Source organism: Nocardia sp. NPDC047654, from assembly GCF_043205035.1.
Lineage (GTDB): Bacteria > Actinomycetota > Actinomycetes > Mycobacteriales > Mycobacteriaceae > Nocardia.
Map to the genome: position 1 here is coordinate 136,601 of NZ_JBIDDF010000011.1, position 17,709 is coordinate 154,309.

The following is a 17,709-nucleotide window of genomic DNA, read 5'->3' on the forward strand; positions in this document are numbered from 1 at the left end:
GATGCGAACCCTCGGCAATGTCTTGATCACCGGTGGCGCTTCCGGGCTCGGCGCGGCGGTCACCGCCGCTGTCCGCGAAAACGGGGGCCGCCCCTATGTGATCGACCGGGTGGAGCCGGAGACGCCCGTCGACTTCGTGTGTGCCGATCTCGCCGACACGTTCGCCGCCGAACAAGCCGTGCGCGAACTCGTCGAACGCGCCGGTGGCCGGATCGACGGCGTGTTCACCGCCGCGGGAATCGACGCGTGCGGTCCCCTGGACAAGGTGCCCACGAAGAAGTGGGAGTACGTGGTCCAGGTCAATCTGCTCGGCACAGCCGCTGTCATCCGCGCCGCCCTTCCGTCGCTGCGTGAGAGCCGGGGCACGGTGGTGACCTGCGCCTCCACCCTGGGAATCAAGGCCGTCGGTGACGCGACCGCCTATTGCGCCTCGAAATTCGGTGTCGTCGGCTTCACCCGGGCGCTCGCCGCCGAAACAGCCGGCAGCGTCGGGGTGAGCTTGCTGATCCCGGGCGGAATGCACACCGCGTTCTTCGACGACCGCGACGAGCAGTACAAGCCGCCGCCCGAGGCGAAACTCAACCGGCCCCGGGACGTCGCCGACGCGGTGATCTTCGCGCTGCGGCAGCCGCCGGGCTGCGAGGTCAGAGAGATGGTCGTGTGCGCATCGGAAGAGGGATCGTGGCCCTGAGCCACCCCATTCTCGTGCTCCGCGCACTCGGGCTCGGTGACCTCCTGACCATCGTGCCCGCCCTGCGCGGGCTGAGAAACGCCTACCCGGACGACCGGGTGGTACTGGCCGCGCCGGAAGCGCTCCGCGATCTGGTCGGTCTCATCGACGCGGTGGACGAACTGCTGCCGACCGCGGGACTGGGTGCGCTTCGATGGCACGGCGCGCCGCCCAAGCTGGCGGTGAATCTGCACGGCAGTGGGCCGGAAAGCGTCCGGGACCTCCTGGCGGCACGTCCCGGCACTGTGCTGAGCCACCACCATCCCGATTTCCCCGATCTGCCCGGCCCCGAGTGGCACGACGACATGCACGAGGTGGATCGCTGGTGCCGGCTGTTGCGATTCGGACGCATCGACGCCGATCCCACCGCCCTGCTGCTGCCCGTGCCACCGGAGCCCGCCCCCGAGTCGAACGTGGTCGTGCTGCATCCCGGCGCGGCCTATCCCGCACGTCGCTGGCCGTCCGAACGCTTCGCCCGAGTGGCGCGGGAACTCGGCGCCGACGGCCACCGCGTGGTGATCACCGGTACGCGCGGCGAGATCCCCTTGGCGAACGCCGTCGCCGAACAAGCCGGACTACCGCCCTCGGCGGTGTACGCGGGACGCACCGGCCTGGCCCAACTCGCCGCGCTGGTGGCCGGCGCGGCACTGGTCGTGTGCGGCGACACCGGCGTAGGGCATCTCGCCACCGCCTTCGGCACCCCGTCGGTGCTGCTGTTCGGCCCCACGCCGCCGCATCGCTGGGGACCGCCCGCCACCGCGAAACACCATGTGCCGCTGTGGGCCGGGGCCGTGGGCGATCCGCATTCCGACCATCCGGATCCCGGGCTGCTCATGCTGCGACCCGAGCATGTGCTCACCGCCGCGGCCGGGCTGCTCGGCGAGAAGGTGCGCCATGGGTAGTCGCGTCGGAGTGGTTGGTGCCGGTTACGTGGGGCTCACCAGTGCCGCCTGTCTCGCCCACTGGGGACACCATGTCGTCTGTGTCGACAACGACCGGGCCAAAATCGCGGAACTTCGCGCGGGCACCGTCTCGATCGCCGAGCCGGGCTTGCCGGAACTGGTTCGGGAAGGGCTTTCGGAGAACCGGCTCGTCTTCACGCCGAACCCCGGCGAGTTGCACCGATGCGAAGTCGTTCTGCTGTGCCTGCCCACGCCGATGGGCACCAGCGGAACGGCCGACCTGGGTGTGATCGAGGAGGCGCTCGAGACGTTGTCCACCGTCCTGTCGCCGGATTGCGTGCTGGTCACCAAGTCCACCGTCCCGGTGGGGACGGCCGCGCGGATCCCCGCCCGGCCCGGTCTCGCGGGCACGCCGGTCGTCAGCAACCCCGAATTCCTCCGGGAGGGCCACGCGGTCGAAGACTTCCTGCGCCCCGACCGCGTCCTCGTCGGTGCGGCCGACGACGACCGGGAGGCAGCCGACCGCGTCGCGGCACTGTACGCCGCAACGGGCGCGCCGGTACTGCGATCGGACCCGGCCAGCGCGGAACTGGCCAAGTACGCCAGCAACGCCTTCCTCGCGGTCAAGCTCTCGTTCGTGAACACCTTGGCCGAACTGTGCGAACGGGTCGGCGCCGATATCACGCAGGTCACCGACGCGATGGGAATGGACGACCGGATCGGGCCGACCTTTCTCGCGCCGGGCCCCGGTTGGGGCGGATCGTGCCTGCCCAAGGACACGCGCGCGCTGCTGCGGGCCGCGGAGGCCTCCGGGGTGGACTTCGCCGTGATCCGTGATGCCCTGCGCGCCAACGACCGTCAGCAGGCGATGGTGCTGCGCAAGATCCGCCGCGCGGTCACCGGCACGGTCGACGGCTCGCTGTCGGGGACGCGGATCGGCGTGCTCGGTCTCGCGTTCAAAGCCGGGACGGGAGACCTGCGCGACTCGCCCGCCCTCGCGGTCGCACGACAGCTCACGAGGCACGCCGCCACGGTCACCGCCTACGATCCGTGTGTCCCGGCGGGCACCCCCGGCCTCGACGGCGTTCGGGTGGTGGACGACCCGTACCTGGTGGCCAAGGACGCCGGTGCGCTCGTAATCCTCACCGAGTGGCCCGAGTTCCGTTCGCTCGACTGGGCGAAATTCGCGACCGTCGTCGACCGGCCCGTCGTCGTGGACACCCGCAACCTGCTCGACGAGCACCTGCTGAGCGGCACCGGCTTCACCTTGCTCGGCACCGGCGTGTCTCTTCGAGGCGGACGGATCTGAACGGTGCGTCGGCACGCCGCTCCCCCGACCCGGACGGCCACAGCTCCAGCACCCCTGCTGCGGGACTTCGGCCGTGAACGCATCGGCCGCGCGAGTACGCGCCGATGGTTACGCTGTAGGCCAACACTGATGGAGGACGGGTTGATGCGGTCGGGGGCGGCATGACGGACGCGAACGACAATGTCATTTTCGTGGCGATGCCGGGCACCATCCGCGGGGAGAACGCCCGCTGGAAGGACGTCGCCCAGATCAAGAAACATCTGTACGAGCGGATCGCTCGTGAGGTGAGCGCACAAACCGGTGTCGAGTACCGGTTACGGATCGAGGTGGATGAGGATCGAGCCGGCAACATCCACCAATCGATGTTCGGCGCAGCGATGCGCGCACCCGTGTACATCGCAGACCTCACCGGCCTCAACGCCAATGTCTATCTCGAATTGGGAGTTCGCTGGGCGGTCAAAGACTGCGTGACCGTGCTGACCTGCCAAAGTCTGCACGACGATCTCGCGTTCAATGTCAGCCCCAGCAAAGCCGTCGAGTACGGCAACGATCCCGAAAAACTGGAGACTGCCGCCACGAGGGTCGCCGACATGATCGTGAAAGGACTTCGGCAGCCGGGGTACGTGGACAGCCTGGTGCGTCAGAACACCGAGTTGATCACTCTCGAGCGCCACGAAGTGGAGGAGCTTCGCGCCGAGAACGCGCGGCTGGCCCAACAGCGCGGTGACGACTTGGTCGCGGCCGCGCTCAATGCCGAGCACGACAAACGAATTCAGCTGTTGCGCCATGCAGTCGAGGTCAATCCAGCCAATGTCCAGGCGCATTTCTTACTGGGCGAATCGGCCATCGCGGCAAGCGAATACAACGACGCCATCCGGTACATGAAAGAGGCGGCGCGCCTCGAGCCATCATTCGCCTCGGCCTGGCGGGAACTAGGTGTCGCGCAGAGTCGGAACGGGGCGCTCGATACCGCGGTCGATTCCGTCCGTCAGGCTGTCGCCTTGAACCGCGAAGACGCGGAAGCCCATTCGATCCTCGGAGGCATCTACCGCCGGAAGGCGCGCAACCACTACGACAGCACCGGACGGTATGACCAGGTGATGCTCCGGCAGGCTCGGGATGCCTACGCGGAAGCAGGCAGGATCGACAATCGGAATACCTATCCCTTGATGAACCTCGCTCGAGTCGACCTGCAGCTCGCCGGAAGCGACGAAGCCCGGAGCCATCACGCACTCGCCGAATTCGAGGAGCTGGAGCCCCTCGCACGGTACAGCGCCCGCTCGGAGGGCGATAAGGACGCTTGGAAATGGTTCGACCTGGCAGACGCCTTGGCATTCACCGGCCGGACCGAGGAAGCTTTGGCAGCCTCGCGCGAGGGGTTCCGTAGATTCGAGGAACCACACCGGACATCGGCCGGCGCGGCGGCCGCGGCACCCCTGCAGGACATCCTGAACTCCACTCCATTGCCGACCGACATCGACGCGGCCGTCCGCGCGCTGGTCGCGTCATATCGCTCGGCCACGACGTGACACAGAGGAACATACCGGGACGCCCGCGGTCTCCGCGTCACCCAGGACCGCCTGATCGGGGTGAGTCCTGGTCCAGACCTGTCGCCGTTCGCTCCCACCCCGTCCGGCATCCGTCCCGATCCGGCGAGTTCCTCCGCCGGGCCAGATATCGGTTCGGTAACCCTCATCGGCGTTCGAGCGCTGCCGGACAACCAGCAGGCCGCGCGCCTGGGCCGAGCTTCCCCGCGCTCACGCCCTCATTTCGAGGCCAGGTCACGGTTCGATAACGCGCGAACCCTCCTGGTCGTGAGACGAGACAGGGCTTTTCTCCTTCTGGCATTACCGCCACACTATCGGTAACTGCTAGTTAGCCTCATGAACGTCGCGGAGCGGCAGCAGTACCGCCCCGCGCAGCCTCGGTCGCCGACAACGCCGATCGAGGTTCGCGTCCTATCCCATATCGAATCGCTACCTCGGTCGATCGAAGCGTCGGCCCGGAGAACGTTATGGCCATTCCAGCGTCCATGCCCAGCCCCTTCGATAGGGCCGGTACCGGCAGTCTCCCTGCCGTCCGATCGAGCCGCGGCACCACCGCGGACCCGGTGCGGTCCACCCGCGGTTTCGACGAGCAACTCGCGCCGCTGAGAATTCCGGCGCTGGTCCTGGGCGCCTTGATGATCTTCCTCGGCCTCGTGGCGCTCCTGCCGTTACGGGGATGGTTGCACGACTACGGCGCATGGCTGGTGATCGCCGCCTACCTGCAATACCTGGGCGTCGCGGTGACCTTGGAGATCTGGGGTCTGCGCATGACCGCGAAAGGCGGCCGCGCCAGCTGACAAGCGGCGGGGAGAGCGCGTACCGCGGATAGGCATCACCTTCGGCACCGACGAGGGAACCAGCGGTTCCAGCCCGAGGCTCCGCCCATTGCGGCCCCGGGATCGTTCGAGCGGCGGGCTTCGCTACGGCTCGGTCTGCGCGTTGGCGCCGACGCGCCAGGACTTGCCTTGACGCCGACGGCAAGGTTTACCGTTGCAACGCTGGTGTGGTGCGGAGGTCGCCGGTACGAGGATGCGACCGCATGCGACCGCGCCGCTCTCCGTCCGAAGGTCTCTACCGATAGATCCGCGCCGACGCGCGCGCAAAGGATTGTCTGTGAAATTCGCGATCAGTTACAGCACGCCGTTCAACGGAACCGATCCCGACCGGCTCGTCACGTTTGCCCAGCATGCCGAGAAGTATGGATTCGAGGCGCTGTATCTACAGGATCACATCGCGCTGTATCCCGGTGCGTCCTACGGGGCCGGAGAACTGCCGCCGGAATCGCCCTACTTCGATCCGCTGGATTGTCTGAGCTTCGTCGCCGCGGCCACGCGACGGCTGCTGCTCGGCACCGGTGTCCTGTTGCTGCCCTACCGCCATCCGGTGGTGCTGGCCAAACGCTTGGCCACCATCGACGTCTTGTCGGCGGGACGCATGCGGCTGCTCACCGTCGGACTCGGCGCCCTGCCGGGCGAGGCGCGGGCGATGGGGGTGGACTTCCACACCCGCGGTCGCCGCGCCGACGAGGCGATCGACGTGCTGCGGCTGCTGTGGTCGGGCGGCCCCGAGGGCGTCGACTATCACGGTGAGTTCTATGCCTTCGACAAGCTCTGCAGCTACCCCAAACCACTGGGGACGACCGAGCTTCCGATCCATGTGGGCGGATCCAGCCGAGCTGCCGCGCGCCGCGCCGGTCGACGGGGCGACGGCTACTTCGCGGGTGGCATGCTCGACGACGCCGAGCGTGATCTGCAAATCGAACTGGCACGCAAGGCGGCCGCCGAAGCGGGCCGTGACCCGGCCGCTCTCGAGTACACCCGCTGGGGCTCGGCCGATCTGTCGGTCGAACAGGTCCGGCAGCTCGAAGATCGAGGAGTGACGCGGGTCGTCGTCAACCTGGCCCCGGGGACGGCCGATGAACAGCACGACCGAATGTCGGAATTCGCCGAACGATTCGATCTCACGAGAGGTTAGTTCGTACGGCACACTTTCACCCGGCGACGGGGAGCTCGCCCGCGGAAACAGCGACGGCGGTGCGTCCGCCATCGACGTCGAGGACGATTCCGTGCACGAAGGCCGCGTCGTCGGAGGCCAGGTAAACGGCCGCGGCGGCGATAGCATCGGGACGGCCGGCACGTCCGGCCGGCGTACCGCGCATGAGCACCTCCGCCGGGGAGTCGAGAGCGGAGTCGGGGTCGCGGATGACACCCGGTGAGATGGCGTTGACCCGCACGCCCGATGCGGCGAATTCCGCTGCCCACGCGCGGGTCAGCGTTTCCAACGCGCCTTTCGTCGAGCTGTAGAGCGCACCGACGGGGATCCCGAGACGGGCCACCCAGGAGCCGAGTTTGACGAGCACACCGCTGCCCGCGTCGATCGACCGGTGACACGCCGCATACCTGATCGGTGCCGCAGGCGGGCCGCAAAGCGGACATTCCGGCTACCATCTGGCAAGTGCACGTTCAGCGATGGTTCCCGGCCGGCGATCCGCATCCGTCGACCTGGTCCGCAGCGGCCCGGAGCCGGCAGGCCGCCCGCGTCACCCGGACAAGTCGTCAGGACCGGTTTTCCCAGACCTGACAAGTTCGGCGCTCCGGAGCCGCCGCTGCGCGACCTAGGATGATCTCCCGATCCCGAGCACGGTGGGCCGCGAACGCGGAGGGAACGACATGCTCTCGACGACGAACGAATCGGAATTCTTCGGTCATCGAACCGGAAGAAAGAGGAGGGATGCGGGTGGGTTCGGCAGCGCGATCTGGGAAGCAGCGGGTTGTTCGTGGTCGGTTGAGAAAGACCGGCGCTGTCATGGCGACAGCCGTGCTCATGTCGTCGCTCGGGGCGACCGTGGCGACAGCCGCGCCGATCCACGCACCGATAGCGCGCGCACCGGTGGGCGGATACACGGAGCTATCCGTGCCATCCAGCATGGGGCCGATCAAAGTCCAGGTCCAGTGGGCGGCCCGCGGCGGGAACGCGGCGCTCTATGTGCTCGACGGCCTGCGTGCCCCGGCCGATCACAGTCAGTGGACGACCGATACCGACGCCCTGCGCCAGTTCGCGGACGACAATGTCACAGTGGTGTTCCCGGTCGGTGGCCACTCGAGCTTCTACACCGACTGGTACCGATCCAGTAGCACCAACGGTCAAGCGGCGACGTACAAATGGGAAACCTTCCTCACCAAGGAACTGCCTGCCTATTTGCAGGGATACGGCGTGTCGCGCACCAACAACGCCATCGTCGGCGCCTCCATGGGCGGCAACGCCGCGCTGACGCTGGCCGCCTTCCACCGCAATCAGTTCAAGTTCGCCGGATCCTTCTCCGGATTCCTGCACCCGACATTCCCGCTCTGGAACGAAGCGATGCGTGCCGCCATGTGGGATGAGGGCAACTTCAACGTCGATGACATGTGGGGTCCGGCCGGGGACCCCGCCTGGAGCCGCAACGATGCCACCGAACAGGCGGAATTGCTGCGCGGACTGCCGATCTACGTCTCGAGCGGCAACGGCCTGCCCGGGCCGCTCGATGTGCCGTTCGGATTCGGGAACACCGTCAACGCGATGGGGCTCGAGACGATGACGATCACTTCCGCCCAGATGTTCCGCGATCGGCTCGCGGAACTCGGCATCACCGCCCGCATCGACATCCTCGATGGAACGCACACCTGGCCCTACTGGCAGCAAGCACTCGCGACGGCGCGTCCGATGATCCTCGATACGCTCGGCGCGCACTGAAGGCGGCGGTCATCGGGTCGCGCAGCGGGACAACAGTCCGGAAAGCAGCACCGCCTGCGGTGGCGCCGACACCCGCGCCCGCACCCGTTTCGATCACCTGCTGCTGACTGTGCACGAACAACCCTGACCTGCGACCGCCGCGGGGATGTCGGCGCGACGAGCCGGGGCGCGAGGACCGCCTTCGCGCTATAGCGGGGCTCGAAGAGGCGCTCAGGTGCCACCGCTGCCGGAGCATCGAGAGGGTGGGGTGCGCTACCCGATTCACCGGCGCACCGGAGCCGTTTCGATGCCGGAAGACGGGGTAGATGCCGGGAGTGGGAAACATGCCGCCTAACGGTGTCGATGAGGCAGCGGTCGCCGCCGCGCGACAGGTGATCGAGCAGGCGAAGGGTGCGGTGATGCTGGTCTACAGCGTCGACGCCGACCACGCCTTCGCGATCCTGCGAACCGCCTCCCAGGACACCAACATCAAACTCCGCGACATCGCAGCCGCGGTGGTCGAGGAACTCCCCGAGATCGGCGCACCTCGAGACTTGGAAGCGCTACGAGAATCCTTGGATCGCGTGCTGTTCAGAGCCACTACCCACCAGCCGCACCACTGACAACCGCCAACGGCCCGTCGGAGGTCGGTAGCCGCCGAAGACCCGCCCGGCTCGGCGAGCGGGATGTGACGACTCGCGCCAGCGGGCGCTGCCGCCGGGCAGGGGGAAAGTGCTTGGTCCGGCGGCAGCGCGCGTATCCGACAGCGGGTACCGGCCACCCCCAGTGGTGACCAAAACATCTGTACCCGGCTGTTATTCGTCACAGCAGCGCCCAGCGTTACATGACGGCGCCATCTTTCGAGTGTGACGCTCGTCGCATATTGCCGCCGACTGCTGTCACCACATGATCAGGCGCCCGGGTGCCGTGTCCGGACCGGAGGTGCTCGGCACCGGTCAGGCGACACCGACCGTCGACGCACGAACGTTGCAGCCGGCCCCGCGAGATGGTTTGCATCAGTCCGATCGCCCAGCAGGTCGGGCACCCACGCAGTGCGAGCAGACCCACCGGTGCCAGCAGCAAGCCGAACATCCCGAATACCGGCAGCAACGCGATCGCGCCGATCAGCGCGCCGAATCCCACGACGCCGCGTATCAGGTGCCGGGGCACCGAGGCGCTGGCGAAGTTCTGCTCATCAGTCATTCTGTCCGCTCCTTTCCGGAGTTGGGTGCGGTGTAGTCCGCAGCTGGTGCTGCACCGTTGCCCGGGCACGGTGCAGCCGTGACTTCATCGCCGCGACACTCAGGCCGAGCATGCCCGCGACCATCCGGCCGCTGTACCCCTGAACGTCCCGCATGATCAGCACCCGCCGCTGGTCGGCGGGCAGCGCGGCGATCACCGTCGCCACTCGGGCGGCTTCGAGTCGCTGTACGGCCTCGTCCTCGGCCGACGCCACGAAGGAATCGGGCATCGGCTCGAATTGCCTTGTCACCGCGCGCCACTGCCGTACGCACTCGTTGCGGACGATGCGGAACATCCACGACGCCAGCGCACCGGAGGCCCGCAACGTCCCGATCTTGCGATAGAGGATGATCAGCGCTTCTTGTGCGGCGTCCTCCGCGTCTTCGGCGGAGGCGCACAGTGTGTGAGCGAACCGGCGCACATGCGGGTACGAGCCGGATACCAGTGCGGCGATCGCCGCGGCGTCGCCTTCGCGCGCCGCGGCGATCAAACGCTCGTCAGGCCAGGTGTGGTCAGTCACGCGAGCGGCTCCAGCGGCGGAGCACGGCAACGCTGCACCAGCCCACCAGCACGGTCGCCACTGCGATGGCGGCAATGATCACGACAACCTCCTCGATTCGCGCCGACCTGGTTGCCGGCACACGTATGAGAGGGCCGGACATCACCAAAGGATTCACCTCGAATGCCAGCACAGCCGATGCGGCGGGTTCGAGCAACTGCCGGGAGTTGCCCCAGCCTGATTGCCCTCACGCCGCTTCGGTACGCAGAATTGTCGCCGTGGCCGGTGGTTCGACTCGACCGTTGTTGTTCTTGGACGTCGATGGGCCATTGCTCCCCTACGGCACCGCCGCTCCCTCGGTGAGCGAGGTGGACTGGTCGGCATGGCAGCAGCCATCGAATCCGCTCCTGTCCGGGCTGACCCGAAGCCTCGGCGACCGACTGCTGGCACTGGACTGTGAACTGAGGTGGGCCACCGGCTGGGGTGAGGACGCCAACCGCGTGCTCGCGCCGATCCTCGGCCTGCCGCAGCTGCCGGTGGTGGCGTTGCCCGACTATCCCAGCGGCGACTATTTCGACGACGAGTTGCACTGGAAGACCAGAGCTGTGGTCACCTCGGCCGCCGGACGCTCGTTCATCTGGATCGATGACGAGATCAGGGAGCAGGATTCGGCCTGGGTCTGCGGCAACCACCACGGCCGCGCCCTGCTGCATCGTGTCGACGGCGTTCTGGGTCTGCTCGATACGGACTTCACAGCGCTCACCGATTGGCTACGGACGGCACCGTAGCTGTCCGGAGTGATCGACCAGCGCAGGCGAGTCATCCCGGCCACCACGAGGCACCATCCGCTCCACCGGCTCGGGTTCACCCGCGTGGGTAAGGTCTCGGCAGGGCCCGCATCCGGCGGGCGACCCGGAGAAGGAGTGCCGCGTCATGCCGCTGTTCGGCCGAGACACCGAGCTGAAGGACCTGCGCGCGCTCGTCGACGGTCCCGCAGAACGCAGCGGTATCCTCCTCCGCGGGGAGGCCGGCATCGGAAAGTCGGCGCTCGTGGACGAGACCGTCGCCGCCGCGGCCATCGCGGGGCTGCGGGTGCTGCGGACCGCGGGCGTCGAAGCCGAACAGAACTACGCCTACGCCGGACTGCACCGCCTGCTGTACCCGCTGCGCCACGGGTTCGACGCCTTGCCCCCACGTCAATACGAGGCGCTGACCACCGCATTGGGCCTGTCGGGCTCCGATGCGGAGCCGAGCACCTACCTGGTCGGGCTCGCCGCGCTGACGCTGCTGGCCGACGCGGCCGTCGAGCGGCCGCTGCTGATCGTCGCCGAAGACGTGCACTGGCTCGATGCCGCCGGCGTCGAGGTCCTCGCCTTCGTCGCCCGCCGTATCGACACCGAACCGATCGCCCTGATCGCCACACTCCGCGACGGCTACCACTCACCGCTCGCCGACGCGGAACTGACTCTTATGCGACTCGAGCCGTTGCCCGACGATCACGCGTCGGCCCTCCTGGACCACGCCGCACCCGAACTGTCCGCGCCGACCCGCCGGCGGTTGCTGGCCGCGGCCCACGGCAACCCCCTCGCGCTCACCGAGCTGCCCACCGTGGCCGACGGCCTCGAGGAATTCCTCCCGGCCCTGCCGCTGACCGAACGGCTCGAGCGCGCCTTCACCGCACGCAGCGCCACACTGCCCGCGCCGACCCGATCCGCGTTACTCGTCGCCGCGCTCAACGACAGCGACTCCCTCGCGGAAACGCTCACCGCCACAAGCGTTCTGCTCGGATCCACGGCCGAGCCCGCAATCCTCACGCCCGCGGTCGAGGCCCGGCTGATCGAAGTCGGCACCGACACGATGGCCTTCCGGCACCCCCTGATGCGATCGGCCCTCGCCGCCACGGCCACGGCCGACGAACGCCGGCGCGCGCACCACGCGCTCGCCGCGATAATCGAACGGCCGGACCGGCGCGTCTGGCAGCGCGCCGCGGCCACGATGGGTCCGGACGAACAGGTGGCCCTCGAACTCGAAGACCTCGCCGAACGGGCCCGCCACCGCGCAGGCGCGATCGCGGCGCTGGAGCGGGCTGCCGCCCTGACCGACCACCCGGACCGGCAAGCGGACCGCCTGCTGCGCGCGGCCGAACTCGCCGTCGACTCCGGCCGCCGCGCCACCGCCGAACGACTCGTCCACGCCGCGCGCGCACTCCCCCTGGCACCCCGCCACGACGCCACCGCAGCCTGGTTGCTCAGCGGATTCGACGACGGAGTACGCGAAGATCCCTCCCGCATCGCCGAATTGGCGGCGCTGGCAGCCGCCGTCGCCGCGGAGGGCCACGCCGACGCGGCGATGCGGATTCTGTGGGGTGCGGCCATGCGGTGCTTCTGGTCCGAACCCGGCCCGGCCACCCGTCGCGCGCTCCTCGTCGTCGCCGACGAACTTCCCATACCCGACGACGACCCGCGCCTGGTCGCCGTCGCCGCGTATGTGGCCCCCTTCGAACGCGGCGAACGCGTTCACCACCACCTGCGCGCATTGGCCTCCGGCATCGGCCGCGACCCCGAGACCGATCGTTTCCTGGGCAGCGCGGCCCTCCAAGTGGGCGCCTTCGACCTCGCCGTCCACTTCTCCACCGCGGCCGCGCCCGGCCTGCGCGCCGCGGGCAAGCTGGGACTGCTGCCGCGCGCGCTCACGGTGCGGGCCTGGAGCCTGACCCGGCTCGGCGACCTCGCCGCCGCGGCGCCCGTCGCGGCCGAAGCCGCGACCTTCGCCCGCGAGACCGGGCAACCCTTCATGCACGGACTGGCCGTGGCCGTGCAAGCCGAGATCGCCGCACTGCATGGGGATTATCCGCACGCCGCCGCCCTCGGCGCGGACGCCGAACGGATCGGCCTCGCCTCCGGCGCACGGCCGGTACTGGCCACCGTCCAGCTCGCTCGCGGGATCGCAGCCCTCGGTGAGGGACGATTCGACGACGCCTTCGCCGATCTCCGCCGGATGCACGACCCCGGTGATCCGTCCCACTCGCCGGCCCTGCGCGCGTATTTTCTCGCCGAACTCACCGATGCCGCTATCCGGGCCGGGCAGGCCGACGCCCTGCGGGAGCTGCTGCGCGAACTGGAACCCGCGGCTGCGTCCACACCCGCACCCGCCCTGCACATCGGATTGCGCTACGCACAGGCCCTGCTCGCGACGGAAACCGCCGAAGAGCTTTTCACCGGTGCGCTGGCCGCGGACCTGAGCGGCTGGCCCGCCGAACGCGCGCGACTGCACCTTTCCTACGGTGAATGGCTGCGGCGGCAACGCCGGGTCGTCGAATCCCGGACCCATTTGCGCACGGCCAGGGAGGCTTTCGACGCTCTCGGGTTCGCCGCCTGGAGCGAACGAGCGCGCCTCGAACTGCGCGGCGCCGGCGAATCGAGCCCCAACCGGAGCCCGGACGCCCGCGAGCAGCTCACCCCGCACGAGCTGAGCATCGCGCGCTTGGCGGCTCAGGGCCTGACCAACCGCGAGATCGGGCAGCGGCTGTACCTGTCGCATCGCACCGTCAGCACCCACCTGCACCGGATCTTCCCCAAACTCGGCGTCAGCTCACGAACCGATCTCGCCGGACTCCTACCCGCCGGAGACGACACCACCGCATAACCCCTCCGCGCCGGATGACGGACAGCGTGTACGTCATCCGACGGTCGCGGCAGCACCCGCGCGATGCCTAGCGTCATGGGCGTGGCCGGCCAGGGCTCGCACCCAGCCGCCCGCCCGCAGACGACACCCACGCAGGAGTTCCGATGACCATCAGCAGACGACGACTATTCGGTGGAGCACTCGTGGCGGGCGCCGCGGGCCTGGCCGCCACCTCGCTGGGCGCCTGCTCCCCCGACCCCGCCGCTCCCCCGGCCACCACGCCGGACCTGCGTGCGGGATCGGGAGCCAACACCACACTCGGTCCGATCAAGCGGATCGAGGCCGGCGTCCTCGGCGTGGCGTACGCCGAATTCGGCTCCAGCACAGGGCAACCCGTAGTGCTGCTGCACGGCTGGCCCTACGACCCGTACAGCTACGCCGACGTCGGGCCGCTGCTCGCCGCGGCCGGCTACCGGGTGATCGTCCCGTTCCTGCGCGGATACGGCCCCACCACCTTCCTCTCCGACCGGACCGTCCGCAACGGCCAACAGACCGCCATCGCGCGCGACATCGTCGACTTCATGGACGCCCTGCACCTCGACACGGCCATCCTCGGCGGATACGACTGGGGCGCGCGGACCGTCGACGTCATCGCAGCGTTATGGCCACAACGCTGCGCGGCGATCGTCTCGGTGAGCGGATACCTGGTCACCCAACTGGCGGCCCAGCAACAGCCCCTCGCGCCGGAAGCCGAACTCGGCTGGTGGTACCAGTACTACTTCGCCACCGAACGCGGCCGCCTCGGCTACAGCCGCAACCGGCACGAATTCAACAAACTGATCTGGCGGCGCGCCTCACCGCGCTGGAACTTCGACGACGCCACCTACGACCGCAGCGCCGCCTCCTTCGACAATCCCGACCATGTCGACATCGTCATCCACAACTACCGCTGGCGGCTGAGCCTCGCACCCGGCGAATCGCAATACGACGCCTACGAACAACGCCTCACCGGAGCCACCATCTCGGTACCCGCCATCACCATCGCCAGCGACTTCGACGGAGCGGCCAGAGACGGAAAACCCTACCGGGACAAGTTCGTCGGCAAATACCAGCACCGAGTCCTCGACGGCATCGGCCACAACGTCCCGCAGGAAGCGCCGCACCCGTTCGCCCAGGCGATCATCGACGCCGCCCACCTGTGACCAGCGACTTGGCGCAGAGGCAGTCGATCGCTCGCCGGCATGCCCCAGCCACCATGCCGCTGCGCCCAATGGGTGGTGGGCAACGCGTATCGCGCATGGTGGCCGCGCCGGTTCGTCAGTGGCCGAGTTCCTCGAGCGTGCCGTGCCGCCGCAGACGGCCGTCCGTTCCGAGTTCGACGATGGTGTCGACGCCGATTCGCGCCAGGAACGGATGGTCGTGGCTGACGACGAGGACCGCGCCCCGGTAGCCGGCGAGTGCCTCGACGAGCTGCTCGACGCTGGCGATGTCGAGGTTGTTGGTGGGCTCGTCGAGAATCAGCAGTTGGGCGGGTGGGTCGGCGAGCAGCAGCCGGGCCAGCGAGACGCGGAAGCGTTCACCACCCGAGAGAGTCGACACCGGCCGGTCCACGCTGTCGCCACGCAGCAGCAGCCGGGCCAGCTGATTGCGGATGGCGGCCGGTGGGGTGGTGGTGGCGACGGCGTGCACGTTGTCCACCGCGCCGGCGTCCTCGACGAGTCCGTCCAGGCGTTGCGGCAGGTAGCCGACGCGGTCGGTGAACAGGGCGCCCGTCACGTGCCCTGGCGTGTGAGTCCCGATGCCAAGCAGGTTCTCGATCAATGTCGATTTCCCGGCGCCGTTGGGTCCTACCAGCGCGACCCGCTCGGGGCCCTGGATGACGAGGGTGTGGTCGCCGTCGCGTAGTTCGGCGATGCGCCTGCCGCGTGGCACGTCCGGGTCGGGCAGGTCGAGGTGGATGTGTTCCTCGCGGCGTACGCGAGACGCGGCGTCATCGAGAAGTCGCTGAGCGGTGCGGACTTTCGCGTCGAGACCGGTGCGCATCGCGCCCGCCGAGGCCTGTGCTCTACTGGCGCGGTTGCCGGCCAGGATGCGCGGGATGCCGCCGTGCTGCTGCGTCGCTCGTGCGGTGCGCTCGCGGCGCGCGAGTTTGGTCTCGGCTTCGATCCGCTGCCGTTTTTCGGTCTTCAGTGCCTGTTCTGCGGTCCGGGCCGCCTGCACGGCCGCGGACTGTCGCTGTTCGAGATGTTGTTTCCAAGCACTGTAGGGGCCGCCGAACACCTCCATCGCCGCCGCGTGTAGTTCGGCGGTGCTGTCCATGCGTTCGAGCAGTTCGAGGTCGTGGCTGACCACGACGAGGGTCCCCGGCCAAGTGTCGACGAACGCGCCCAGTCGCGCGCGCGTGGCCCGGTCCAGATTGTTCGTCGGCTCATCGAGCAGCGTGATCGGAGTGCGGCGGATCCGCAGCCCGGTGACGGCCGCGAGCACGGCTTGCCCGCCGGAGATCTCGTCGACACGCCGGTCGAGATCCCTTGCGGTGAAACCGATCTCGTGCAGCGCCTCGTCGGCGCGCGCTTCGATGTCCCAGTCGTCGCCCACCGCCTCGAAGTGCCCTTCGTCGGTGTCTCCGGATTCGATCGCGCGTAATGCGGCGAGCGTGCCCGCGATGCCGAGCAGTTCGGCGAGGGTGGCGCCGTGGCCGAGGGTCAGCGTCTGGGGTAGGTAGCCGACTTCGCCCGCGACCTCGATGTGGCCCGAGGTGGGCGTCAGGATCCCCGCGATCAGGCGCAGCAGGGTGGACTTGCCCGCGCCGTTGCGGCCGACCAGTCCCGTTCGTCCGGCGCCGAAGACGCCGTTGAGCCGCGCTAGCGCGACGCTGCCGTCGGGCCATTCGAACGACAGATCGTGCAGCGTGATCGGCGAATGCGTAGATGTAGGCATGGGTGGTTCTCCTTGTGCCCGTGAGGGATGCTTTGCGTTCGAAGCCCGCTTGCGGGCTGCGCACGCGGCAGCGGGCAGCGACGATCACCGTGGAACTATCGGAGACGTCAGGCCCGCGGACGATTACCGCGCGATGAGATCTTCGAAGGCTGGGGCGACGGGCACCGTGCGCCGAGGCCGATGCCACGACCTGTCGACGACATGGTGAGGGTGCGCACAAGGGTGTCCGCGCGATACGTGCACGCGCGACTCGGCGGTTCATCGGAGTGATGAACGCCCGACCCGGAGACGCCGCCTTCGAACAGGCGGCTACAGTCTGTCGACCTCGATGAGCACGCGGCCACCCTATCACCGGCTCGCACGCCTGTACCTGCCGGTCGCGGATACTCTGACCCGGTGCCCATTTCGTTCGACACCGGTCGGATGCGGCAGGTCGACAACGCGACCTGGCGCGATCCCCGGACCGGTGACACGGTGAACGTGACGTACTTCGGCCTCGTCCCGGACCTGCCCGCGCCGCTCGAGGACCTGACCACTCTGCGTCGTCGCCTGGCCGAGCGCAGCGCCGAGAACGGCTGCCTGATCGAGGCTTTCGTGGTGTGGCTGGACGCTCAGCCCGCGCTGTTGCGAATGGAGAAGCTGCCGTTGCCGAACCAACCGCAAGGCTTGGTGTTCGCCGCGTCCGTGATCGTCCCGAAGGCCGACAGCAGCGCGGTGCTACAGATCCTTTGTCCCGAGGCGGACACCACCGGTGTGCGCGAAGCCGTGCTCGCGACGGAGATAGGTTTCGACAACATGTATCCGCCGCATCCCTACGCGCCCGAGGTGCGGGGGCGGCTGCCGTTCAACGTGGCCGACGACATCCGATGGGACGCGAAATTTCCCGACCATCCACTCAGCCGTGCCCGCCGCTGGATCGCACACACCGTCCCGACCGCCCGGCTGGCCCCGGAATTCGCGGCCCTGCCCCCGTTCGCCGGCTAACCGACGCTCGGTGACACCGACTCCCGCATGAAGGGCCTGCGCAACTTGCTACCGTGACGGCGACAGCAGACATCTGACCGTCAGTGGAGCTGATCTCGATCCGGCTGTATCAGACACCTCCGCAAGGATTTTGCTTGAAACGGTGCTCACCGGAGTTCGATCCGGCCGAGATCGAAGTGCCCCCGGGACACGAATTCCTTGTTCGACCCGAAAATCGTCGA

General features: G+C 68.5%; 16 protein-coding genes. 12 read left to right on the top strand and 4 right to left on the bottom strand.

Annotated features, from left to right (window positions below; genetic code table 11):
* The first annotated feature begins 1 nt into the window (after position 1).
* The 6 genes from ACGF7Y_RS25060 (at position 2) to ACGF7Y_RS25085 (ending at position 6,462) form a co-directional block, all read left to right on the top strand.
* Entirely contained in the window at positions 2-691 is a 690-nt protein-coding gene (locus tag ACGF7Y_RS25060) for an SDR family oxidoreductase (RefSeq protein ID WP_393237088.1), read from the top strand.
* On the top strand, positions 682-1,632 hold the full coding sequence (locus ACGF7Y_RS25065; protein ID WP_393237092.1) for a glycosyltransferase family 9 protein: 951 nt from the start codon (positions 682-684) through the stop codon (positions 1,630-1,632). The genes ACGF7Y_RS25060 and ACGF7Y_RS25065 overlap by 10 nt, the downstream gene beginning before the upstream one ends.
* Positions 1,625-2,941, top strand: a complete 1,317-nt coding sequence (locus ACGF7Y_RS25070) for a UDP-glucose dehydrogenase family protein (protein ID WP_393237095.1) — start codon at positions 1,625-1,627, stop codon at positions 2,939-2,941. The genes ACGF7Y_RS25065 and ACGF7Y_RS25070 overlap by 8 nt, the downstream gene beginning before the upstream one ends.
* A 161-nt stretch (positions 2,942-3,102) precedes the next feature.
* Positions 3,103-4,470 (top strand): tetratricopeptide repeat-containing protein, encoded by a 1,368-nt coding sequence (locus ACGF7Y_RS25075; protein WP_393237098.1) that lies wholly within the window; start codon positions 3,103-3,105, stop codon positions 4,468-4,470.
* A gap of 485 nt (positions 4,471-4,955) precedes the next feature.
* On the top strand, positions 4,956-5,285 hold the full coding sequence (locus tag ACGF7Y_RS25080; protein WP_393237100.1) for a hypothetical protein: 330 nt from the start codon (positions 4,956-4,958) through the stop codon (positions 5,283-5,285).
* Positions 5,286-5,601: 316 nt separating this feature from the next.
* Positions 5,602-6,462, top strand: a complete 861-nt coding sequence (locus tag ACGF7Y_RS25085) for a TIGR03619 family F420-dependent LLM class oxidoreductase (RefSeq protein WP_393237103.1) — start codon at positions 5,602-5,604, stop codon at positions 6,460-6,462.
* 16 nt (positions 6,463-6,478) lie between these two features.
* Here the strand turns inward: ACGF7Y_RS25085 and ACGF7Y_RS25090 are convergent, their stop codons facing one another.
* A complete protein-coding gene (locus ACGF7Y_RS25090; protein WP_393237365.1) occupies positions 6,479-6,892 on the bottom strand; it encodes an SDR family NAD(P)-dependent oxidoreductase in 414 nt (137 codons plus the stop codon).
* A gap of 326 nt (positions 6,893-7,218) precedes the next feature.
* Between ACGF7Y_RS25090 and ACGF7Y_RS25095 the strand changes: the two genes are divergently transcribed.
* Positions 7,219-8,220 carry an alpha/beta hydrolase gene (locus ACGF7Y_RS25095; RefSeq protein WP_393237105.1) on the top strand — a complete coding sequence of 334 codons (1,002 nt, stop codon included), beginning with the start codon at positions 7,219-7,221 and terminating at the stop codon, positions 8,218-8,220.
* Between the two features lie 323 nt (positions 8,221-8,543).
* Positions 8,544-8,822, top strand: coding sequence for an ANTAR domain-containing protein (locus tag ACGF7Y_RS25100; protein ID WP_393237108.1), 279 nt, complete (start codon positions 8,544-8,546; stop codon positions 8,820-8,822).
* Between the two features lie 217 nt (positions 8,823-9,039).
* Here the strand turns inward: ACGF7Y_RS25100 and ACGF7Y_RS25105 are convergent, their stop codons facing one another.
* Both ACGF7Y_RS25105 and ACGF7Y_RS25110 read right to left on the bottom strand, forming a co-directional pair.
* The gene (locus ACGF7Y_RS25105) at positions 9,040-9,402 is read right to left on the bottom strand and encodes a hypothetical protein (protein WP_393237111.1); all 363 of its coding nucleotides are present in this window, start codon (positions 9,400-9,402) and stop codon (positions 9,040-9,042) included.
* The gene (locus ACGF7Y_RS25110; protein ID WP_393237114.1) at positions 9,395-9,961 is read right to left on the bottom strand and encodes an RNA polymerase sigma factor; all 567 of its coding nucleotides are present in this window, start codon (positions 9,959-9,961) and stop codon (positions 9,395-9,397) included. Before ACGF7Y_RS25110 ends, ACGF7Y_RS25105 begins: the two co-directional genes overlap by 8 nt.
* Before the next feature lie 257 nt (positions 9,962-10,218).
* Here ACGF7Y_RS25110 and ACGF7Y_RS25115 point away from each other — a divergent pair, with 257 nt between their 5' ends.
* The 3 genes from ACGF7Y_RS25115 to ACGF7Y_RS25125 all read left to right on the top strand — a co-directional run bounded on the left by ACGF7Y_RS25115 (position 10,219) and on the right by ACGF7Y_RS25125 (position 14,766).
* Positions 10,219-10,728, top strand: coding sequence for a hypothetical protein (locus ACGF7Y_RS25115; RefSeq protein WP_393237117.1), 510 nt, complete (start codon positions 10,219-10,221; stop codon positions 10,726-10,728).
* Between the two features lie 145 nt (positions 10,729-10,873).
* On the top strand, positions 10,874-13,585 hold the full coding sequence (locus ACGF7Y_RS25120; RefSeq protein ID WP_393237120.1) for an ATP-binding protein: 2,712 nt from the start codon (positions 10,874-10,876) through the stop codon (positions 13,583-13,585).
* Positions 13,586-13,728: 143 nt separating this feature from the next.
* Positions 13,729-14,766: an alpha/beta fold hydrolase gene (locus tag ACGF7Y_RS25125; RefSeq protein ID WP_393237123.1), complete on the top strand. Its 1,038-nt coding sequence runs from the start codon at positions 13,729-13,731 to the stop codon at positions 14,764-14,766.
* A 115-nt stretch (positions 14,767-14,881) separates the two neighbouring features.
* On the opposite strand, the gene ACGF7Y_RS25130 is transcribed toward ACGF7Y_RS25125, so the two are convergent.
* The gene (locus tag ACGF7Y_RS25130; protein WP_393237126.1) at positions 14,882-16,504 is read right to left on the bottom strand and encodes an ABC-F family ATP-binding cassette domain-containing protein; all 1,623 of its coding nucleotides are present in this window, start codon (positions 16,502-16,504) and stop codon (positions 14,882-14,884) included.
* Between the two features lie 396 nt (positions 16,505-16,900).
* On the opposite strand from ACGF7Y_RS25130, the gene ACGF7Y_RS25135 reads away from it, so the two are divergent.
* A complete protein-coding gene (locus ACGF7Y_RS25135; protein ID WP_393237129.1) occupies positions 16,901-17,488 on the top strand; it encodes a hypothetical protein in 588 nt (195 codons plus the stop codon).
* Positions 17,489-17,709: the final 221 nt, after the last annotated feature.